This is a genomic window from Xanthomonas hortorum (assembly GCF_011305375.1).
GTDB lineage: Bacteria > Pseudomonadota > Gammaproteobacteria > Xanthomonadales > Xanthomonadaceae > Xanthomonas > Xanthomonas hortorum_E.
This window is the reverse complement of record NZ_VCME01000008.1, coordinates 57,886-77,840: the sequence shown is the minus strand read 5'-3', so window position 1 is coordinate 77,840 and position 19,955 is coordinate 57,886. Positions and strand designations below refer to the sequence as shown.

Annotated in this window: 18 protein-coding genes; 9 read left to right on the top strand and 9 right to left on the bottom strand. The window is 64.4% G+C overall.

Translation table 11 applies throughout. The annotated features are described in order from the left end of the window. Nucleotides 1-143 precede the first annotated feature (143 nt). Together FFY45_RS09915 and FFY45_RS09910 are read left to right on the top strand one after the other, a co-directional pair. Nucleotides 144-737 (top strand): hypothetical protein, encoded by a 594-nt coding sequence (locus FFY45_RS09915; protein WP_176340305.1) that lies wholly within the window; start codon nucleotides 144-146, stop codon nucleotides 735-737. 10 nt (nucleotides 738-747) lie between these two features. After that, nucleotides 748-1,032: a DUF4031 domain-containing protein gene (locus FFY45_RS09910; protein ID WP_176340304.1), complete on the top strand. Its 285-nt coding sequence runs from the start codon at nucleotides 748-750 to the stop codon at nucleotides 1,030-1,032. 450 nt (nucleotides 1,033-1,482) lie between these two features. Here the strand turns inward: FFY45_RS09910 and FFY45_RS09905 are convergent, their stop codons facing one another. Beyond that, nucleotides 1,483-2,034 (bottom strand): DUF6630 family protein, encoded by a 552-nt coding sequence (locus FFY45_RS09905; protein ID WP_176340303.1) that lies wholly within the window; start codon nucleotides 2,032-2,034, stop codon nucleotides 1,483-1,485. A 164-nt stretch (nucleotides 2,035-2,198) separates the two neighbouring features. Here FFY45_RS09905 and FFY45_RS09900 point away from each other — a divergent pair, with 164 nt between their 5' ends. After that, nucleotides 2,199-2,465, top strand: coding sequence for a DUF3297 family protein (locus FFY45_RS09900; protein WP_176340302.1), 267 nt, complete (start codon nucleotides 2,199-2,201; stop codon nucleotides 2,463-2,465). Between the two features lie 650 nt (nucleotides 2,466-3,115). On the opposite strand, the gene FFY45_RS09895 is transcribed toward FFY45_RS09900, so the two are convergent. The 4 genes from FFY45_RS09895 to FFY45_RS22135 all read right to left on the bottom strand — a co-directional run bounded on the left by FFY45_RS09895 (nucleotide 3,116) and on the right by FFY45_RS22135 (nucleotide 7,722). Further along, nucleotides 3,116-3,877 carry an ABC transporter permease gene (locus FFY45_RS09895; RefSeq protein WP_006448574.1) on the bottom strand — a complete coding sequence of 254 codons (762 nt, stop codon included), beginning with the start codon at nucleotides 3,875-3,877 and terminating at the stop codon, nucleotides 3,116-3,118. Beyond that, complete coding sequence (locus tag FFY45_RS09890; protein WP_176340301.1) at nucleotides 3,874-4,818, bottom strand: ABC transporter ATP-binding protein; 945 nt, start codon at nucleotides 4,816-4,818, stop codon at nucleotides 3,874-3,876. Before FFY45_RS09890 ends, FFY45_RS09895 begins: the two co-directional genes overlap by 4 nt. A gap of 297 nt (nucleotides 4,819-5,115) precedes the next feature. After that, complete coding sequence (locus FFY45_RS09885; RefSeq protein ID WP_043889481.1) at nucleotides 5,116-6,753, bottom strand: Na+/H+ antiporter; 1,638 nt, start codon at nucleotides 6,751-6,753, stop codon at nucleotides 5,116-5,118. A 312-nt stretch (nucleotides 6,754-7,065) separates the two neighbouring features. Further along, complete coding sequence (locus FFY45_RS22135) at nucleotides 7,066-7,722, bottom strand: hypothetical protein (RefSeq protein ID WP_255171926.1); 657 nt, start codon at nucleotides 7,720-7,722, stop codon at nucleotides 7,066-7,068. 397 nt (nucleotides 7,723-8,119) lie between these two features. On the opposite strand from FFY45_RS22135, the gene FFY45_RS09875 reads away from it, so the two are divergent. Next, the gene (locus FFY45_RS09875; protein WP_023905297.1) at nucleotides 8,120-8,677 is read left to right on the top strand and encodes a fasciclin domain-containing protein; all 558 of its coding nucleotides are present in this window, start codon (nucleotides 8,120-8,122) and stop codon (nucleotides 8,675-8,677) included. A gap of 373 nt (nucleotides 8,678-9,050) precedes the next feature. Here FFY45_RS09875 and FFY45_RS09870 read toward each other — a convergent pair whose 3' ends face one another. The 4 genes from FFY45_RS09870 to FFY45_RS09855 all read right to left on the bottom strand — a co-directional run bounded on the left by FFY45_RS09870 (nucleotide 9,051) and on the right by FFY45_RS09855 (nucleotide 13,831). After that, on the bottom strand, nucleotides 9,051-10,490 hold the full coding sequence (locus FFY45_RS09870) for a UdgX family uracil-DNA binding protein (RefSeq protein WP_176340300.1): 1,440 nt from the start codon (nucleotides 10,488-10,490) through the stop codon (nucleotides 9,051-9,053). A 518-nt stretch (nucleotides 10,491-11,008) separates the two neighbouring features. Continuing rightward, nucleotides 11,009-12,253: a putative DNA modification/repair radical SAM protein gene (locus FFY45_RS09865; RefSeq protein ID WP_176340299.1), complete on the bottom strand. Its 1,245-nt coding sequence runs from the start codon at nucleotides 12,251-12,253 to the stop codon at nucleotides 11,009-11,011. A 316-nt stretch (nucleotides 12,254-12,569) separates the two neighbouring features. Further along, the gene (locus FFY45_RS09860) at nucleotides 12,570-13,388 is read right to left on the bottom strand and encodes a DODA-type extradiol aromatic ring-opening family dioxygenase (protein WP_176340298.1); all 819 of its coding nucleotides are present in this window, start codon (nucleotides 13,386-13,388) and stop codon (nucleotides 12,570-12,572) included. Nucleotides 13,389-13,420: 32 nt separating this feature from the next. After that, nucleotides 13,421-13,831, bottom strand: coding sequence for a DoxX family protein (locus FFY45_RS09855; RefSeq protein WP_074058578.1), 411 nt, complete (start codon nucleotides 13,829-13,831; stop codon nucleotides 13,421-13,423). Nucleotides 13,832-13,937: 106 nt separating this feature from the next. Here FFY45_RS09855 and FFY45_RS09850 point away from each other — a divergent pair, with 106 nt between their 5' ends. The 5 genes from FFY45_RS09850 (at nucleotide 13,938) to FFY45_RS09830 (ending at nucleotide 19,746) form a co-directional block, all read left to right on the top strand. Next, on the top strand, nucleotides 13,938-14,873 hold the full coding sequence (locus FFY45_RS09850) for a LysR family transcriptional regulator (RefSeq protein WP_176340297.1): 936 nt from the start codon (nucleotides 13,938-13,940) through the stop codon (nucleotides 14,871-14,873). Between the two features lie 54 nt (nucleotides 14,874-14,927). Further along, complete coding sequence (locus FFY45_RS09845) at nucleotides 14,928-15,497, top strand: flavodoxin family protein (protein WP_115039651.1); 570 nt, start codon at nucleotides 14,928-14,930, stop codon at nucleotides 15,495-15,497. Between the two features lie 226 nt (nucleotides 15,498-15,723). Then, complete coding sequence (locus FFY45_RS09840) at nucleotides 15,724-16,719, top strand: aldo/keto reductase (RefSeq protein ID WP_023905306.1); 996 nt, start codon at nucleotides 15,724-15,726, stop codon at nucleotides 16,717-16,719. Nucleotides 16,720-16,833: 114 nt separating this feature from the next. After that, nucleotides 16,834-17,529 (top strand): glycosyltransferase, encoded by a 696-nt coding sequence (locus FFY45_RS09835; protein ID WP_176340296.1) that lies wholly within the window; start codon nucleotides 16,834-16,836, stop codon nucleotides 17,527-17,529. Nucleotides 17,530-17,676: 147 nt separating this feature from the next. Continuing rightward, nucleotides 17,677-19,746 (top strand): M13 family metallopeptidase, encoded by a 2,070-nt coding sequence (locus FFY45_RS09830; RefSeq protein ID WP_176340318.1) that lies wholly within the window; start codon nucleotides 17,677-17,679, stop codon nucleotides 19,744-19,746. The last annotated feature ends 209 nt before the right edge of the window (nucleotides 19,747-19,955 follow it).

Sequence of the window (19,955 nt, the reverse complement as noted above, 5' to 3'; positions counted from 1 at the left end):
CGTCAGCGGTCTTTAGAACCTTGACGGGAGTCGATCGGTGCAACGGCCACAGAGCCTGCGGTTTCCAGGCCTGGCGGCGGCAAGCAAGCCGGGCCGCGCACAAGCGCCTAGAATGGCCGGCCATTCCCAGCGTCGAGAACACCGTGTCCCGCAATTCAAAGGCCAAGCGCGACAAGCGCAAGAAGCAGCTCCCCAAGCGTCCGATCGTCCGTCTGGGCCAGGCGCCCCAGGTCACCAACCACGCCGTGCTGCAGGATGCCGACGGCCGCGTGGTCGCTGCGATCGGTCTGCAGGGTGGCAGCGAGTGGATGCTGTCGATCGGCGGCCAGACCATGGGCAGCGCCGATAATCCGGTCCCGATGCTGGCCATGCTCAAGCACCTGGCCAATCTGCAGGAGAAGGAAGGCAAGACCATCTCGCTGGAATACTCCACCCAGCTGCAGCAGATGATCGACGACCTGGCCGCCGAAGACGGCAAGACCGCCGAGGAATACCTGACCACGCTGGTGTCCGAGTTCGAGAACAGCGACGCTGAAGGCGAGGAAGGCGAGGAAGGCGAAGCCGACGACGCAGACGCCAAGGCAACCGAGGCCCAGGCCGACGCAGGTTCCGACGCCGACACCACGACCGAAGAGGCCGCTGCCGACACCGCGGGCGACGAGTCGTCGCAGGACGACGCCGACGACGCCGACGACGCAACCGACGGCAGCAAGAAAAAGCAGGGCAAGCAGGCCTAAAGGCCTGCCGATGGCCGTCTACGTCGACGATGCGGTGCATCTGTGGCGCGAGCAGCGCTGGGCGCACCTGCTCGGCGATACGCTGGACGAGCTGCATGCGATGGCGGCGCGGTTGGGCATTCCCCGCCGCGCCTTCCAGAACAAACTCAGCGGCGCGCACTACGACGTGCCGGCACCGCTCCGCATCGAGGCGATCGCGCTCGGTGCCATCGCCATCTCCCGGCATACCGATCGCGCGTTACTGAAGTCCCTGATCGCCAACGCGCGTGTGCAGGCGCGTGGCGAGGTGCCGTGAGGCGGGGATTGGGGATTGGGGATTCGCAACGGCGGTGCACGTGACCTGATCGGCGGCGTGCCTGATGAGTAGGGCCGCCTGCATGCGATGACACTATCCCGGTGATGCCTGTCGCGCGCAGGCACGCTCCTACGTGCAGGTGTCTTGGCCTGGAGGCCTTCAACTTCCAGCCCATGATGACGGCACGCATCTGCACGATGACGGGATGCTTCTGTAGGAGCGCGCTTGAGCGCGAGGGGCTGTCCCGGTAACGCCCGATCGCGCGCTAGCGCGCTCCTACGCGGCAGTCGGTGGGCCGTTAAATGCCTGCTCGCCAGACCCTACCGGCCACCACACGCTTCGCGTGCTGCCGCGACAGCGCACAACCACGGCTCAACCCGACCCACACACACTCAGACGCCCGGAGACCGCTCTTGCGAATCCCCAATCCCGACTCCCGAATCTCAGCCCTCAGAACGCCTCATTCCCCAGCCGCACTTCCACGTCCAGCAACGAGGTCAGTGCCAGCATCCCTTCGTCGTCGCGGCTGAGGGCGATCCAGCCGGCGTAGGCATCGCCGCCGGTGTTCCAGTTCCACAGCGAATAGCCGTGCTCGCGCAGGCGGTCGAAGGCCACCGCCATCAGATCGGGCACGCTCAGGCCGTTGGCGAAGTCTTCGTCGTCCAGGTCGCCGCCCCAGGCGATGCGCAGGTTCCAGCGCGCGCTGAGTTCGTCGATGGCGGCAATGAACGAGTCGGTGTCCTTCCAGTCGACGAAAAACCCCGAGCGCCAGTCGATCGCGTCCTTCAACGCCCACAGCCAGGTATCGTCGCCTTCGTCTTCATCCATGTCGGCCTGCGCCTCGCGCCAGGCATCGAACTGGGCAAACGCAGTTTCTTCGTCGCCGGGATTGATCAGCAGCAGCAGATTCCACACCCGCCCCGGATGATCGTCGACATCGTCTTCGTCGCCTTCGGGCTGCAGGCCTTCGTCGTCTTCGTAATCGGCACTGTTATCGGGCATGGCGGTCTCGTTCAAGGATTGCAGGCGTGAAGTGTGAGGCCTGGCGACGCGCAAGCAAACCGACCGGCGCGTGCGGATTCATCGGAAGGGGCTGGTCTTCGCGGCGCAGGCCCGTATCCTGTGCGGCCGAAGACGGCCATCCCGGCCGCCATGACGCCTTTCCCATGAGCGATACCCCTCCCGATCATCTGGCCATCGATGCGCGCAGCCCGTTCCACGATGCCGATGCACTCAACCGCGGCATCGGCGTGCGTTTCAACGGTGTCGAACGCGACAACGTGGAGGAGTATTCGGTCAGCGAAGGCTGGATCAAGGTGCAGGTCGGCAAGACGCGCGACCGTCGCGGCAACCCGATGACGATGAAGATCAAGGGTGAGGTGGTGGCCTACTTCCTGGACACCAAGAGCGACGCCGCGCCTGCTGCCGAGTAAGAGCGGCTGACCAAACTACTTCACGTTGTTCGATTGCAGAGCTGCTGAGCTGCGACTTGGCTGCAGGGCCTTTGCCCGCCTACCATCGCGGGACACGCTGCAAGTACGTTCGTGTAGCGGCGATGACTGCCGCATTAGCAGCTGATCTGCGACTTGGCTGCAGGGCCCTTGCCCGCCCACCATCGCGGGACACGCTGCAAGTACGTTCGTGTAGCGGCGATGACTGCCGCATTAGCAGCTGATCTGTGCCCTAGCTGCTGGGCCCTCGCCCTCCCACCATCGCGGGACACGCCGCAAGTACGTCCATGTAGGCTCTTACGCGGCATCCATGCCGCGTAAGGTCCCGCGACAGTGGGAGGGCAAGGACCAGTCAAGATGGTCGGTGTGCATGGTTTTCAATAAAACAGCCGGCAAACTTTCTAGCGCGGTGCCCTCACCGATTGCGGGACCGTGTGGCGGCATGGATGCCGCCACCGAGCCTACATGGACGTACTTGCGGCGTGTCCCGCGAGCGGTGAGGGCACCGCGCCCTCGACCCACGCAGCGTTTGATCTGGACTTCCGACGCGTTTGACCTGAACTTCTGCGTTTGACCTGGACTTCCGACGGCATCCACAAGGATGCGGCCGACACCACCACTGCACTCACCACTCACGCCTTGAGCCGATAACCGCTGCGGAAGATCGCCGCCACCACGCCCAGGCACACGATCAGGAACAGAAAGGTCATGCCGGTGCTCACCGCGATGTGCACGTCGGCCTTGCCGTAGAAACTCCAGCGGAAGCCGCTGATCAGATAGACCACCGGATTGAACAAGGTGACCTTCTGCCAGAGCGGCGGCAGCATGTTGATCGAGTAGAAACTGCCGCCCAGGAAGGTCAGCGGCGTCACCACCATCAGCGGGATCACCTGCAGCTTTTCGAAGCCATCGGCCCAGATGCCGATGATGAAACCGAACAGGCTGAAGGTCAGCGCGGTGAGCACCAGAAAGCCCAGCATCCACACCGGGTGGGCAATCTCATACGGCACGAACAGCCGCGCGGTGAGCAGGATCAGCAAGCCCAGCAACACCGACTTGGTGGCGGCCGCGCCGACATAGCCGATCACGATCTCCCACCACGCCACCGGTGCCGACAACACCTCGTAGATGGTGCCGGCCCAGCGCGGCATGTAGATGCCGAACGAGGCGTTGGAAATGCTCTCGTTGAGCAAGGACAGCATCACCAGGCCGGGAATGATGAAGGCGCCGTAGCTGATGCCGTCGATATCGCCCATGCGCGAACCGATCGCCGCGCCGAACACCACAAAATACAGTGAGGTCGACAACACCGGCGAGGCGATCGACTGGGTAAGCGTGCGGAACGCGCGCGCCATTTCGAAGCGGTAGATCGCAGCGATTGCATACCGATTCATACGCGTACCTCCTGCTGGCGTGCACCGTGCACCAGATTGACGAAGATCTCCTCCAGCGAACTCTCGCTGGAATGCAGGTCCTTGAAATCGATGCCCTGCTCGTTGAGCCGGCGCAGCAGCCCGCCGATGCCGGTCTGCTCGGCCTGGGTGTCGAAGGTGTAGATCAGGCTGTTGCCGTCGGCCGACAGTTCCAGCGGCAGATCGGCCAGCGCGGCCGGGATGGCCTGCAGCGACGCCTGCAGGCTGAGCGTGAGCTGCTTCTTGCCGAGCTTGCGCATAAGCGTGTGCTTGTCTTCCACCAGCACCAGCTCGCCGCGATTGATCACCCCGACCCGGTCGGCCATGTCTTCGGCTTCTTCGATGTAATGGGTGGTCAGGATCACCGTGGTGCCCTGCTCGCGCAGCCGCCGCACCATCTGCCACATGTCGTGGCGCAGTTCCACGTCCACACCAGCGGTGGGTTCGTCCAAAAAGAGAATGCGCGGCTCGTGCGCCAGCGCCTTGGCGATCAGCACGCGCCGCTTCATGCCGCCGGACAGCGTGGAAATCTTGTTGTTGCGCTTGTCCCACAACGAGAGTTCGCGCAACACCGTTTCCAGATACTGCGGATTGGCCGGCTTGCCGAACAGCCCGCGACTGAAACGCACGGTGGCCCACACGCTTTCGAACGCATCGGTGGCCAGTTCCTGCGGCACCAGGCCGATGCTGGCACGCGCGGCGCGGTAGTCGCGCACGATGTCGTGACCATCGGCCAGCACGGTGCCGGTGCTCGGATTGATCAGCCCGCAGATGATGCTAATCAGCGTGGTCTTGCCGGCGCCGTTGGGACCGAGCAGTGCGAAGATTTCGCCGCGCTGGATTTCGAGGTCCACGTGCTTGAGCGCCTGAAAACCGCCAGCGTAGGTCTTGCTCAATCCCTGGATGGAAACGATTGGAGTCATGTGTTCTGCACTGGAACGATCAGCCGCACAGGGTAGGCCGTGCGCCATGAAGATGGGAGCAGTGTGGATGGGATGGTGTCTCCCGGCGAGCGGCAAGGAGCGTCAGCGAACTGGACCGCGCACGCCTGCTGCGTCTGTTTGCGCATCTCCATGTAGGAGCGCGCTTGCGCGCGATGAGGCTTTCCCGCCAACGCCCCATCGCGCGCAAGCGCGCTCCTACACAACCCGGGCGTCACCACCGCTGCGGCTCCTGCGATTCCCCAATCCCGATTCTCTATTCCCGCGCGCGCCAGCGCGTCACGCCCGCTTGCGCGACTCGATCAGATCCAGATTGCGCACCAGCCGGCGCGACAGGTCGTCGGAAATCTCGCGGCGGCGCGCGAGCTTGAACAACTCGTTGCGCTCGGCCACCAATGCGGCATGACGGAACTGGCGCAGCGCCTGTTCGTAGGCACCGGCCTCTTCCGGGTCGGTCTCGGCCATGTCCACCGCGCCGAGCTTGCGTTGATAGCGCTGGCTGACCTGATTGGCCGCCGCGTTGTAGCGCTCGGCATGCTTGCTGCCATCCACCAGCCGCTGGCGCAGTTTTTCCACCGCTTCCAGCGCGGCCTGCGAGGCGGCCTTCACCGCCAGATCTTCCTTGAGCTGCTCGTCTTCTTCTTCGGGCAGCTCCAGCCCGCGCAGCAGCGGCGGCAACGCCACGCTGGCGACCAGCAACGAGACCAGGATCACCGAGGCGGCCAGGAAAATCGCCAACTGGCGGGCCGGGAACGGTGAGCCGTCTTCCAGCATCAACGGCAACGTGAGCACGCCGGCCAGGGTGATCGCACCACGCACGCCGGCCAGCGATACCGCCACCACGATGCGCCACGGCGGGCTGACATGCTGCTCGCCGCGCCACTGCGCCTTGAAGATATTCCAGCGCAGCGACAGGAACACCCATACGAAGCGCAACGCCATCAGGCTGGCGCTGATGGTGGCCACGTACACCGCCAGCCACCACGGATTGAGGTGGCCGGCTTCCTGCACGCTGCGCACCGCCCCGTCCAGGATGCCCGGCAACTGCTCGCCCAGCAGCACGAAGATGATGCCGTTGAAGGTGAACTGCACCGTGTCCCACACCGCCGAGCGCTGCAGCCGCATATTGCCCGGCGCGTTGCCGGCCATTTCCACGTAACTCATGGTGACGCCGGCGGCCACCGCGGCCAGGATGCCCGAAGCATGGAAGGCTTCGGCCAGCAGATAGGCCGCGAACGGGGTGAGCAGGTTGACCAGGATCGCCGAACCCGGCTCCTCGCCGAAGTGGCGCCAGATCCAGGCCTGGATGCGGCTCAGGCCGAAGGTGGTCGCCACGCCCAATGCCAGCCCGGCCAGCGCCACCCACAGGAAGGTCAGCGAGGCGGTGGCGATCGAGAAGCTGCCGGTCAGCACCGCCGCCACCGCAAACTGGAAGCACACCAGACCCGAAGCATCGTTGAGCAACGACTCGCCTTCCAGGATGTGCATCAGCCGCTTGGGAATCGGCACCTTGGAGGCGATCGAGGACACCGCCACCGGGTCGGTCGGCGAGATGATCGCGGCCAGCGCGAAGGCCACCGCCAGCGGCATCGCCGGGATCAACCAATGGATCAGCAGGCCCGCGCCGACCACGGTGAACACCACCAGGCCCAGCGCCAGTTCCAGGATGGCCGCCTTGTCGCGGAACAGGCCTTGTTTGGGAATGCGCCAGCCATCCAGGAACAACAGCGGCGGCAGGAACAACAGGAAGAACAACTCCGGTTCCAGCTCGTGCCCGGCATCGAACACACCGGAGACCACCGCGCCGAGCGCGATCTGGACCAACGGCAAAGGCAACGAGAACGGCAGGATGCGGATCAGATAACCGCTGGCCGCGACCGCCAGCAACATGGCGAGGACGACATCGATCGAATGCATGAAAAACCCGGAAGAAGAAACGGTGCGCGTACGGCATCGCATCGTGCAACGCACAACTAACGCGCCGAAGGGAACATACCGGTTTGCAGGCGGCGATGAAACCACCGCGCCGCCTGGGCCTGGGCGCGGCCCTGCACGGTGACCGCTACGAGGGTGTGCTGCTGCAGCTCTGTGGCGGGTGTCTGTGGATCAGACACGGTGGATACGCTGGCGGATGGACAGGCCGAGACGAGGATGAAAGCAGCCGGCAACGTGATCGCTCGCCACGTCACGCATGCCGGCGGCATGCCTATGCAGATTGGCTGGACGCGATCAGCTGTGGTGAACGCGCTTGTTCGCGTGCGGCTTCGATGGCCCAGTGCCCTCGACCGGGACCAGGAAGGTCGCTTCATGCAGTTTCAGCTTGGAATCGTAGTGACTCACCGTCACCTTGACCGCCTTGACCTTCTTCTTGAAGGCGTACGGCCACTGCGCGCCGACCATCTGTTGCCCGGGCTTTTGACCGTCAGCGTCTCCGACGAGCTTGATGCGCACGGGGTAATTGCCTGCGCCACCGTTGTCCGCATCGTTGGCATCGAATACGTCGATATGCGCTTTCGAAAACGCCAGCGTCGACGGGCCGACGTCCTTGACGTCCTTATAGTTGGCGCTGTCGTCGAATCCGATATTTTTATAGCTATAGGTCAGCAGGATCACTTGCGTAGGAACCCAGGAGCCACCGCCGTAATTGGGAATTTTCACCTTGGCCACGCGTGCGGAATCCACCGTGAATTCCCACTCGCCCGGGACGATCCATTTCTGACCTGGCCGATAGATGTCACTAGCAGGGGCAGTAGCGGTCGCTGACGGCGCATGCGTCGGCGTTGGCGTGACGGCTGCTGCCTGTGCAGTGCCGGATAACACCAGCGCGCCTGCCGCCAACCATGCCGGCAGTACCAATCGATTGAACTCACTCTTTTTGGATTTCATGTTCTACAGCCTCTGAGCACTGATCATCACGCAAGGGCATGAATGGTAATTGCACTGTCCGGCGCCGCTTCTGCCATTCGCGAACATTCGTGCAGCATTAGGGTGGTCGTGCGACGGCTACGACCCGATGGGCTTGATAACGGACTGATCGCGCGGCCCTTGCATCACAGGTTCGCCATAGAGTGTTTAAACCGTCAGTCGGCATGTGTGGCCAGCGCGCGTCGAACAGACTCAACCGCAGGCCATCGATCTGCAATCGCCAGGACGGATGTGCGATGACGTTGCAGCACAGCATCGCCATGTAAAAAACGCGTGATGCATCCGTGCCGCATCCGGCCGCGTATCCAGCTATACGATTGCCATCCAGGTGATCGCCTACCCAAAGGATCGATGCCTCATGAAGACCTCATTCCAGTCGCTTGCCATTGCCACCGCCATTGCCCTGACCAGCGCGATGGCCCCCGCCTACGCGGCGTCCAACCCGATGGTGGGCGGTGCGCCGATGCTGGTGACCAAGGACATCGTCGACAACGCGGTCAACTCTAAGGATCACACCACCCTGGTCGCCGCAGTCAAGGCCGCTGGCCTGGTCGAGACGTTGAAGGGCCCGGGCCCGTTCACCGTGTTTGCCCCGACCAACGCCGCATTTGCCGCATTGCCGGCCGGCACTGTCGACACCCTGTTGAAGCCCGAATCCAAGCCCACCTTGACCAAGGTGCTGACCTATCACGTGGTGCCGGGCAAGGTTGACGCCGCTTCGCTGATCGCCAAGATCAAGGCCGGCGGCGGCAGCGCCACGCTGACCACCGTGCAGGGCGAGCCGCTCACCGCAAAGCTCAATGGCAAGAAGGTCACCATCACCGACGTCAAGGGCAACACCGCCAACGTCACCATCGCCGATGTGGTGCAGAGCAATGGCGTGATCCACGTGGTCGACAAGGTGTTGATGCCGTAATTGCATCTGGCTGCAGTGCAGCCGGTTGTGGTTGATTGCAGTCGGTTGTTGTTGATCGCATGCGCAGGTAATCCATCGGCGGAATGGAGGGTCATTCCGCCGATGGGGCGCAACAGCCAAGTGCGCTGGCGTTATCGATAAATTTGACCGCGAGCGTCACCGGTCAATCGCGTTGCATCTCGGTGTACTTCGACGTGTACGCACGATTTTTGTAGGCCAATCCGCGTGTGCCTGGAACCACGTTCCAGGTCTCGCCACCTAACCGCGAAGCGGCGGTGATGGAGCAACTGGTTTCTCAGTGGCTCCACTTGGTGTCTTCGTTCTCCGACACGGTACGCGTGCCATTGCACGCGTATTTTTTATGGCGCGGTGTTTATGGCGCGGGCGAGCTGCCCGCCGACATCGGCGCGTCCAGCAACTGGCGCAGATCCTCTACAAACCCGCGATACCCTTCTTCGCGCGCCGCCGTCGATGGCTGACGCAACACCCATGACGGATGCACGGTGGTCAGCACCGGCGTGCCATCGTCCAGACGCTGCCATTGCCCGCGTTGCTGCATCAGCCGAAAGCTGCTGCCCAACACCGCTTGCGCTGCGGTTGCGCCCAGGCACACGATCTGTGCCGGACGCAGTTGTGCGCGCTCTGCATGCAACCAGCCACTGCAAGCCTGCACATGCGCCCGTTCCGGGTTGCGATGCAGACGCCGTTTGCCGCGTTGCTCGAAACGGAAATGCTTGACCGCGTTGGTCACATAGACTGTGTCGCGATCGATTCCGATCTCGCCCAGCGCCATGTTGAACAGGCGCCCGGCCGGCCCGACGAACGGACGCCCGCTCAGATCCTCTTCGTCGCCTGGCTGCTCGCCGATCACCATCACCGATGCATCGTCCGGCCCTTCACCAAAAACCGTCTGCGTTGCCGGTTGCCACAACGCGCAACGCCGGCAATCGCGCGCGGCCACGCGCAACTGTGCAAGACTTTGCGTGGCTACTTCCGGGATCGGCGCTGGCGCGACCGGCAAGCGCCGCCGCACCGGCTCTGGCGCACGCTCGGCCATCTCGCGCACGCGCACACCCGCCTCGCGGATCAGCTCCGGCAACAAGCTCGCCTCGGGCAGATTCTTCCAGTATTTCTGCGGCATCTCCTGCCGCATCATGGTGGGATTGAGCCGCGCCGGATTGAAGATGTGCGCGTAATACGTGCGCCACAGCGTCTCCTGCGCATCGTCGGCCGGCACCTGCGTGCGCACCGCACCCTCGCCGAACGTCAACGCCTCGCCGTCCCACCGCACACTGCGATACGGAGTCAGAATCGCCCAGCGCATTCCGGCAAACCGGCGCGCAAAAAACGGCGCCACCCGATCCACGATCCAGTGCTCGGGCTCGAACCACGCCACGAAATCTTCCTCTTCCCCAGGCAAACGCCGAAAGCGCACGAATGCCTTCATCTTGTGCGAGTCGCGCTGCACCGTTTTTTGCCACTGCACCACCCGATGCACATCGACATCGGTCGCCCGCTCCAGCAACGCGCGCTCGCCGGACGCCACCCGCCACAACAACCGATACAACACCGCATAACGCTGCGGGTCGCGATGACACAGCACCGCCCCCGCCATCTGCAAAAACTCTGCCGAGACTCGCGGCGCGGCAACCACCGCCGGCAGGTCCAGCAGCCCCTGCCCCATCAACAAGCCACCCTGTGCCCCGCCATTCCACGCAATCGCGTCAGGCTCCACCTGCGCGCACCATCCCGCCCGCGCCAGCGCACGCCACCCTTCCAGACTCCAACCGGGTTCTACTTCTGCGCTGAACATCGTTTACACCTGACCTCAAGATTCCCGATCTCGCCATCGCTCTACTGGCGGCACCATCGTTGCGTTGTTGCGATTTTTTTTGCGCGTTTTGCGGATGTTGATGCTGCTGACTGCTGATTGCTGATTGCTTGTCGCTTGTCGCTTGTCGCTTGTCGCTTGTCGCCGTTGATTTTGCTGCACCAAGTCGCCTTAGAGCGAGCCGAGCACCGCAGCCATGCGTGGCCGAAGAGGCGCCCTGTCTGAGCGCAGCGAGTTTGGGCGCCGTGCCGCGTATGGCGAGGAGCACAGGGCACCGGTGCGGCTGTATCGCACCGGATCGCGTCAGGCGACAGCGGTTTTGGTTACTTTTGCCAAGACAAAAGTAACCCGCGTCGCAAGGCGCGGAAGCTCTTGGAGCAGAGATTCGGTGGTCGGGATTGGGGATTCGTAGAAGCAATCAAGAACTTCCAAGTCATGCGTGCGGCCGTACCCTCATCCGCCCTTCGGGCACCTCCTCCCGATGGGAGAAGGGACAAGCATCAATCGAACAGACTTGCCTGCCGTGGCGCGGGCGCCAACTGCGCGCGTAACCGCACCGGATCGTCCAAGCGCTGGCGCGGATGATGATCCAGCACACTCACAAACGGCAGCAGTTTCTTCATCGGCACCCTCAAACGCGCCAGATCTCCCACCCGCAAGCGCGCATGCCTGCGCGACAGCAACAAGCGCTCCACATTGCGCGTGCCCAGGCCCGGTACGCGCAGCAACATCTCGCGCGGTGCCACGTTCAAATCCACCGGAAAGCGCTCCGGATTGCGCAACGCCCACGCCAGCTTCGGGTCCACATCCAGATCGAGCATGCCGCTGGATTGCGCCGGCGCAATCTCTTCCACGCTGAAGTCGTAAAAGCGTAACAACCAATCGGCCTGATACAGCCGATGCTCGCGCTGCAACGGCGGTGCCTGCAGCGGCAACTTGGACGAGGCATCCGGGATCGGACTGAACGCCGAGTAATACACCCGGCGCATGCGGTAATTGCCGTAGAGATTGTGGCTGGTGTCCAGAATGCTGCGGTCGTTGGCGTCGTCGGCGCCGACGATCATCTGCGTGCTCTGCCCGGCCGGTGCAAAGCGCGGCGGCTTGGCGCGGCGCACCTTTTCGGCCTTGCGCTCGAGCTGATTTTCTTCGATGCGCCAACGCAGTTCGCCCATCGCCGCGCGAATGCCGCCGACGCTTTTCTCCGGCGCCAACAGCGTCAAGCCCTGCTCGGTCGGCAACTCCACGTTGATGCTCAGGCGGTCGGCGTAGCGACCAGCCGCTGCCAGCAATTCCGGCGTCGCATCGGGGATGGTCTTGAGATGGATGTAGCCGGCAAAATGGTGCACCTCGCGCAACTGCCGCGCCACTTCCACCAGCTGCTCCATGGTGTAGTCGGAGTTGCGGATGATGCCGCTGGACAGGAACAGGCCTTCGATGTAATTGCGCTTGTAGAAATCCAGCGTCAGGGTGACCACTTCTTCCGGCGTGAAGCGCGCGCGGCGCACGTTGCTGGACACGCGATTGACGCAGTACGCGCAATCGAAGATGCAGAAGTTGGTCAGCAAAATCTTCAGCAGCGAGACGCAGCGGCCATCGGGCGTGTACGAGTGGCAGATGCCCATGCCCTCGGTACTGCCGATGCCGCCGGTGCCGAGCGAATTGCGCTTGTTGGCGCCACTGGAGGCACAGGAGGCGTCGTATTTGGCGGCGTCGGCGAGGACGGCGAGCTTGTCGAGGATTTTCACCCGAGCAGGATGCAGCGAAGGCGTCTCAGCCTGTGAGATTGCCCCGCACGCATCGTGAATGCTTCAGAGCGCTGTGGTGCGGGCGCCATGCCTTGGCGTTGTGCGGCTGGCTGGCTACCGTCGCCATACGCGATGGCGGTGGTGCCCAGCCCGCCGCCGCCCTACGTCATTGCTGCGGGGCGGCGCGCCGTCTGAGCCATGCGTGATGCCTATGGTGCCAGCGTGTCACCGGCACATGCCTGATGGCACGGTATCGGCATGCTGCCGGCACCTTACGTGTCGGCCACAATGCCTGCGTGCTGCAAGCACGGTGGACTCATGCGGCAACCGGATCCGCCAGCGCGCGATCCCCATCGAACCGGTAGATATCCATGGCCAGAAGGCCGGCATCGATACCGGCATCGATGCGCTGCGCGCCGAGCCGGTCGTCGCCGGCGGCGCCCATCGCCACATACAGCGGCAACAGGTGCTCGTCGGTGGGATGCGCGCGTGCGGCATGCGGTGCCTGGCGGCGATAGTCCAATAGCGCGGCGATGTCGTTTTCGACCAGCTTGCGTTCGGTCCATTCGATGAAAGGCCGCACGTACGGCGCCTCGCGCTCGGCGCTGTAGCCCTGGCGCGCGTCGTGCAGGTTGTGGGTGATGCTGCCCGAGCCGATCACCAGCACGCCCTCATCGCGCAACGGTGCCAGTGCGCGGCCCACCGCGAACTGGTGGGCCGGGCTGAGTTCGGGCTGGATCGACACCGACACCACCGGAATCTCGGCAGCCGGATACAGCAGCCGCAGCGGCACCCACACGCCATGATCGAAGCCGCGCTGCGGATCCAGCTGCGGATGCAGGCCGGCTTGCTCCAGCCGGCGCAGGATCTGCTGCGCCAACGCCGGCTCGCCGGGCGCGGGATACTCCAGTTCGTACAGCGGCGCAGGAAACCCGCCGAAGTCATGGATGGTGACAGGCCGCGCAGCGCCACTGACCAGCGGACGACGGCCCAGCCAATGCGCCGACGCAACGACAATCGCGCGTGGTCGCGGCAAGGTCTGCACAAGTTCGGCCAGGCGCTCGCCGACCTGCCCCGGCTGCAGCGCAGTCATCGGCGATCCATGCGAGATGTACAGGGAAGGCAAGCGGGTCATGAGCAACTCCTCGTAAAGAAAAACAGACCGCCTCAGCGCGCCGGCTTCAACGCCAGGGCGCCATCGCCAAGCAGCGATTGCACGATCAGCAACACTGCCCACAGCGCCGGGTATTCCCAGCCGCCGCCCGGATTAGAAAAGCCAAAGCCATTGGCGCCATGCACGCTGACGATGGTGCCCAGCAGCAGCGGCACGCCCAACAGCGCCACCCAGCGCGCGTAGATGCCCAACAGCAAGGACAGGCCCAGGCCGAGTTCCAGCGCGATGGTGAGGTAACCCAGCGCGCCGGGCAGGCCGAGCGACTGAAAATAGGCCGCCGTACCGGCCGGGGTGAACACCAGCAGCTTGGTCAGGCCGTGCACCAGGAACAGCGCGCCCAGACTGATGCGCAACAAGGCCGTGCCGTAAGCGACGGTACGCGGGGATGCAAGAGAAGTGGACATTTGACAGACTCCGGTGAGGACCTGCACAGCCTATTGCTTACAAATTTCTGATAAATAGTTTTGATTCGGATAATTTATTGCGATCAAAGCAATAATCGGATCCACCATGGATACCCTCGACGCAATGCGCGTGTTCACCGCAGTGGCCGAACGCAGCGGCTTCAGCGCTGCAGCCGATGCGCTGGACCGCTCCACCGCCAGCGTCACCCGCCAGGTCGCCGCGCTCGAGCAGCGGCTGGGCACCCGCCTGCTCAACCGCACCACCCGGCGGGTCAGCCTGACCAGCGCCGGCACCGCCTATTACCAGCGCTGCCTGCAGCTGCTGGCCGATCTGGACGACCTGGAGGCCACCGTCGGCGCCCAGGCGCTGGAGCCGGCCGGGGTGCTGCGCGTCAACGCGCCGGTGAGCTACGGCATCGAGCGGCTGGCGGCGTTGCTGCCGGGCTTTCGCGCGCGCTACCCGCAGGTGGAGCTCGACCTGTCGCTGTCCGACCGCCTGGTCGACATGGTGGAAGAAGGCTTCGATGTCGCCATCCGCATCACCCGCCAGCCGGCGCCGACACTGATCGCCCGCCAGTTGGGCAAGGTGCGGCTGCTCACGTGTGCGGCGCCGGCCTATCTGGCACGCGCGGGCACGCCCAGGCATCCGTCCGACCTGGCCGGCCACGAATGCCTGCTCTATCACTACTCGCCCAATGGCGACGAGGTGCGCTTCCATGGGCCCGATGGCGATACCACTGTGCGCATCCACGGCGGGCTGCGTGCCAACAACGGGCATGTGTTGAGCGCGGCGGCGGTGGCCGGCCAGGGCATTGCGATGCAGCCGGATTTTCTGGCCGACGACCACCTCGCCGCCGGGCGCCTGGTGCGCATTCTTCCCGAGTACGAGCTGGCCGATATCGGCATCTTCGCGGTCTATACCAGCCGCAGCCATCTGGCGCCGAAGGTGCGCAGCTTCATCGATTACCTGGTCGAGACGATGGGCGAGTGCGCACCTGGTCTGGCGGCCTCGGCAACAGTTCGTCCCGGCAGTGGTCATTAACCTGTCGGCCCACGTGTGCGCACAATCCCGGTCCCCTCGGTTCAAGGATTGCCCATGAGCAAGATCGCCATCGTGTATTTCAGCGGCTACGGCCACACCGTCAAACTGGCCGAAGCCGTGCAGGCCGGCGCCGCCAGCGTCGGCGAGGCCACGCTGTATCGCATCGACCAGGACGGCAACCTGCCCGACGACGCCTGGGAGGCGATCGGTGCGGCCGATGCCATCATCTACGGCAGCCCCACCTACATGGGCGGGCCGGCGTGGCAGTTCAAGAAGTTTGCCGACACCAGTTCCAAGCCGTGGTTTGCGCAGGCGTGGAAGGACAAGATTGCGGCCGGCTTCACCAACTCGGCCTCGGTCAATGGCGACAAGTACGCCACCATCCAGTACTTCTGGACGCTATCGCAGCAGCACGGCCAGGTCTGGATCGGCACCGGCTTGATGCCGGCCAACACCAAGGCACACGGCCCGCAGGACATCAACTGGACCGCCGGCTGGGCAGGCGCGCTGGCGATCTCGCCGTCCGATGCCTCGCCGGAAGAAGCGCCGCGCAGCGGCGACCTGGAAACCGCCAAGCTGCTCGGCAAGCGCATTGCCGAATTCGCCGGCAAGCTCAAGGGCTGAAGCGGCAGGTCGTTGCGTCCGCGTAAAAGGCCCGTGCATGGCGGCAGGCTTCGCTCTGCCGGGATGCGCGGGCTTTTTTGCGTCGTGGCGCAATCGGTGCGGTTGCCATGCCGCAACGGCCTGCAACGGCCGCCACTGCAACGCTTCACCGGTCGAGCCACATCGCCCTAACGCCACCCGCGCCATGCTTGGCCCCGCCCTTTTGACCGCACGGAGTTCCCCCACCATGCAAACCCGCACGCTTGGCCGTTCCGGCCCCACCGTCTCTGCACTCGGCCTCGGCTGCATGGGCATGAGCGCGTTCTACGGCAATCGCAGCGACGAGGCCGGCTCGATCAAGGTGATCCATCGCGCGCTCGATCACGGCATCAGCCTGCTCGACACCGCCGACATGTACGGCCCGCACACCAACGAGATCCTGGTCGGCAAGGCGATCGCATCGCGTCGGCATGAAGTGTTCCTGGCCACCAAGTTCGGCATCAAGCTCGATGCCAACGACCCGTCGGTGCGCGGTATCGATGGCAGCCCGGCGTACGTGCAGTCGGCCTGCGAAGCCAGCCTGCGCCGCCTGGGGGTGGAGCATATCGACCTGTATTACCAGCACCGCGTGGATCCCAACGTGCCGATCGAAGACACCGTGGGTGCGATGGCGCGTCTGGTCGAACAGGGCAAGGTGCGTTTTCTTGGGCTCTCCGAAGCGGCTGCGGACACCATTGCGCGTGCGCATGCGGTGCATCCGATCACTGCCGTACAGACCGAATACTCGCTGTGGTCGCGCGAGCCGGAAGACAACGGCGTGTTCGCTGCGGTGCGTGAGCTCGGGATCGGGTTCGTACCGTATTCGCCCCTGGGGCGCGGTTTTCTTACCGGCGCGTTCTCCTCGCCGGACGATTTCGACGCCGACGATTACCGGCGCCATTCGCCGCGTTTCCAGGGCGACAACTTCACTCGCAACCTGCAGCTGGTGGAACAGGTCAAGGCGATCGCTGCCGATAAGGGCATCACACCCGGACAGCTGGCGCTGGCCTGGGTACTGGCGCAAGGCCAGGATCTGGTGCCGATCCCGGGCACCAAACGTCTGGCCTATCTGGAAGAAAACATCGGCGCGCTCGATGTGGCACTGATGCCGGACGAGCTGGCACGCATCGATGCGATTTTCCCGGCACAGGCCGCGGCCGGCACGCGCTACCCGGAAGCGATGATGGCCACCGTCAACCGCTGAGCCGGCCTTCGCGTCCTGCCTGCGGCCGCACCGCTGTGGCGGCCGCAGGCGCTCACGCCATTGCATCGGCGTGGCTCGCACACTTGGCGCACCCTCACCTGAGCCGTGCGCCAGATGCTGTCTTTCGTAATCCCCGCCCATGACGAAGCCGTGCTGATCGGCGACACGCTGCAGTGCCTGCATGCCTGCGCGCAGACCATGCAGCTGGACTACGAGGTCATCGTGGTGGCCGATGCCTGCGAGGACGACACCGCCGCCATCGCGCGTGCGCATGCTGCGCAGGTGCTGGAGGTGCAACTGCGGCATATCGCCGCCACCCGCAATGCCGGCGCGCAATTGGCATGCGGCGAGCAGTTGTTGTTTCTGGATGCCGACACGCTGATCAACCCACAGGTGGTCGGCGCGGCATTGGCGGCGCTGGAGGCCGGTGCCGTGGGCGGTGGCGCGCAGGTGCACCTGCAGGGCAGGCGCGTGTGGTCCGAGCGCACCGCACAGGCGATCTTCGGCTGGTTGTTTCGTGTCAGCGGCATCGCGCCCGGCTGCTTTCTGTTCTGCACGCGCGCGGCGTTCGTCAGCGCGGGTGGCTTCGATACGCGTTACTACGCCGGTGAGGATGTGGCATTGAGCCGCGCGCTGGCACGCTGCGGGCGGTTCGTGATCCTGCGCCAGACCGTGCATACCTCCGACCGCAAGCTGCGCAGCTTTTCCAAGCGCGAACACCTCGGCTTGCTGCTGCGTTTCCTCTGGCGCGGGCGGCGCATGCTGCAGACCCGCGATGCGCTCGGCTTCTGGTACCAGCGCCGGCGCTGAACCGGGCGTGTCCACCCATGCGGGCATATGTCCGTCGTCGTCCGCAAGCCGGGACGTGGCGCTGGCAGCCACTTACACTGCGCCGTCTGTTCTGGTTTCGAGCTGTGCCGCATGGCCCCTTTGCACCGCCCTGTCCTGATCGCTGCGCTGTCTGCGGTGCTGCTGATCACTGCCGCGTGTCACCGCGATGGCAGCACGCCCACGTCCTCTGCCACCACCAAGCCGGCACCCAGCACGCCGAAGCTGGGCGATTTTGGCTTCGATGCGGCGGGCATGGATCGCGGCGTGGCGCCGGGCAACGACTTCTTCGGGTATGCCAGCGGCAACTGGGTCAAGACCACGCAGATTCCCGACGACCGCTCCAGTTACAACAGCTTCGTCGGCATTGCCATCGAGACCGAGCGGCACAGTCGCGACATCATCGAAGGCGCGGCCGCCAACGACCGCGTCACTGGCGAAGACAAGCAGATCGGCGATTACTACGCGGCCTACATGGACGAAGCCGGCATCGAGGCCAAGGGCGTGCGCCCGGTGCAACCGGCACTGGATGGGATCGCGCAACTGGACGACAAGCAGGCGCTGGCACGCACGTTGGGCGGCCAATTGCGCGCCGATGTAGACCTGCTCAATTCCACCAATTTCTACACCGACCGGCTGTTCGGGCTGTGGATCACCCAGGACCTGCATCACCCCGGGCGTTATGTGCCGTATCTGGTGCAGGGCGGCCTGGGCATGCCCGACCGCAGCTTCTATCTGGATGGCGGGCGCATGCCGCAACTGCGCGACGCCTACCGCGCGTACATCGTCAAGCTGTTGCATCTGGCCGGCATCAGCGATGCACCGGCCCGCGCAGAGCGCATCCTGGCGCTGGAAACCGCGATGGCGCATGTGCATGCCACCGCCGAACAGACCAACAACGTGCCGGCCGGCGCCAATGCCTGGAAACAGGCCGATTTCGCACGTCACGCACCAGGTCTGGACTGGACGCTGTTCTTCGAGGCGGCGGGCTTGAAATCGCAGCAGGACTTCATCGTCTGGCAGCCGCAGGCAGTGGCCGGGTTGTCGGCGCTGGTGCAATCGCAGCCGCTGCAGACCTGGAAGGACTATCTGAGTTTTCGTGAGCTGGATCGCGCCTCGCCGTATCTGTCCAAGGCCTTCGCCGATGCACGCTTCGCGTTCTACGGCACTACGCTGGAGGGCACCCCGCAACAACGCCAGCGCTGGAAGCGCGCCATCGATGCGACCAATGCGGCGTTGGGTGAGGCGGTCGGCAAACGCTACGTACAGAAATACGTGAGCGCGCAGACCAAGGCGCGCACCGAAGAAATGGTCAGGAACATCGTCACCGCCTTCGGCCAGCGCATCGATGCGTTGGCGTGGATGAGCCCGGAGACCAAGCAGCACGCCAAGGCCAAGATCGCCGGGTTGACGGTGGCGGTGGGATATCCGGATACCTGGCGCGACTACAGCGGCCTGGACGTGCGCCGCGACGATGCATTGGGCAATGCGCAGCGCGCCAAACTGTTCGAGTACCGCCGCAACCTGGCCAAGCTGGGCAAGGCCGTGGATCACCGCGAGTGGTACATGCTGCCGCAGGAAGTCAACGCACTGAATGTGCCGCTGGAAAACCGCCTGCTGTTTCCGGCTGCGCTCCTGCAGCCGCCGTTCTTCGACCCGGCCGCCGACGATGCGGTGAACTACGGCGCGATCGGCGCGGTGATCGGCCATGAGATCAGCCACAGCTTCGACAACATGGGCGCGCTGTTCGACGAACATGGCGAGCTGCACAACTGGTGGACGCCGCAGGATCTGAAAAAATTCGCGACCGCCAGCGATGCGCTTGCCGCGCAATTCAGCGCCTACCGGCCATTCGACGACCTGGCGGTCAACGGCAAGCTGACCCTGGGCGAGAACATCGCCGATGTTGCCGGCTTGGCCACCGCATACGATGCGTATCAACTGTCGTTGCAGGGCAAGCAGCCGCACACCATCGATGGCTTCAGCCCGGATCAGCGCTTTTTCCTGGGCTTTGCGCAGGCCTGGCGCAGCAAGTACCGCGACGCAGCGATACGCAACGCGGTGCTCACCGACGTACACGCACCTGGACGCTTCCGCGCGCAGACGGTGCGCAATCTCGATGCCTGGTATCCGGCGTTCGATGTGAAGCAGGGCGAGCAGTTGTATCTGGCGCCTGAGCAGCGGGTGCGGATTTGGTAGGTGGTGGACAGGGACGACTGCTGCTGCGTAAGGCGTAGAGCGGTTTTTTTAGGAGGTCTGGAGCATCTGCCTCTCAACGCACCCTCACCCCAACCCCTCTCCCGGAGGGAGAGGGGCCGAGTCCGCTGCGCGCGTTGGCACCGTGGTGAATTCAGGGCTTCGAGCCCCTCTCCCTCCGGGAGAGGGGTTGGGGTGAGGGTGCGGCTGCC

Excerpts from the sequence above, each read along its gene's own strand:
- FFY45_RS09910 (WP_176340304.1), top strand. The coding sequence starts at position 748 with ATGGCCGTCTACGTCGACGATGCGGTGCATCTGTGGCGCGAGCAGCGC.
- FFY45_RS09905 (WP_176340303.1), bottom strand. The coding sequence starts at position 2,034 with ATGCCCGATAACAGTGCCGATTACGAAGACGACGAAGGCCTGCAGCCC.
- FFY45_RS09900 (WP_176340302.1), top strand. The coding sequence starts at position 2,199 with ATGAGCGATACCCCTCCCGATCATCTGGCCATCGATGCGCGCAGCCCG.
- FFY45_RS09895 (WP_006448574.1), bottom strand. The coding sequence starts at position 3,877 with ATGAATCGGTATGCAATCGCTGCGATCTACCGCTTCGAAATGGCGCGC.
- FFY45_RS09890 (WP_176340301.1), bottom strand. The coding sequence starts at position 4,818 with ATGACTCCAATCGTTTCCATCCAGGGATTGAGCAAGACCTACGCTGGC.
- FFY45_RS09885 (WP_043889481.1), bottom strand. The coding sequence starts at position 6,753 with ATGCATTCGATCGATGTCGTCCTCGCCATGTTGCTGGCGGTCGCGGCC.
- FFY45_RS22135 (WP_255171926.1), bottom strand. The coding sequence starts at position 7,722 with ATGAAATCCAAAAAGAGTGAGTTCAATCGATTGGTACTGCCGGCATGG.
- FFY45_RS09875 (WP_023905297.1), top strand. The coding sequence starts at position 8,120 with ATGAAGACCTCATTCCAGTCGCTTGCCATTGCCACCGCCATTGCCCTG.
- FFY45_RS09870 (WP_176340300.1), bottom strand. The coding sequence starts at position 10,490 with ATGTTCAGCGCAGAAGTAGAACCCGGTTGGAGTCTGGAAGGGTGGCGT.
- FFY45_RS09860 (WP_176340298.1), bottom strand. The coding sequence starts at position 13,388 with ATGACCCGCTTGCCTTCCCTGTACATCTCGCATGGATCGCCGATGACT.
- FFY45_RS09855 (WP_074058578.1), bottom strand. The coding sequence starts at position 13,831 with ATGTCCACTTCTCTTGCATCCCCGCGTACCGTCGCTTACGGCACGGCC.
- FFY45_RS09850 (WP_176340297.1), top strand. The coding sequence starts at position 13,938 with ATGGATACCCTCGACGCAATGCGCGTGTTCACCGCAGTGGCCGAACGC.
- FFY45_RS09845 (WP_115039651.1), top strand. The coding sequence starts at position 14,928 with ATGAGCAAGATCGCCATCGTGTATTTCAGCGGCTACGGCCACACCGTC.
- FFY45_RS09840 (WP_023905306.1), top strand. The coding sequence starts at position 15,724 with ATGCAAACCCGCACGCTTGGCCGTTCCGGCCCCACCGTCTCTGCACTC.
- FFY45_RS09835 (WP_176340296.1), top strand. The coding sequence starts at position 16,834 with ATGCTGTCTTTCGTAATCCCCGCCCATGACGAAGCCGTGCTGATCGGC.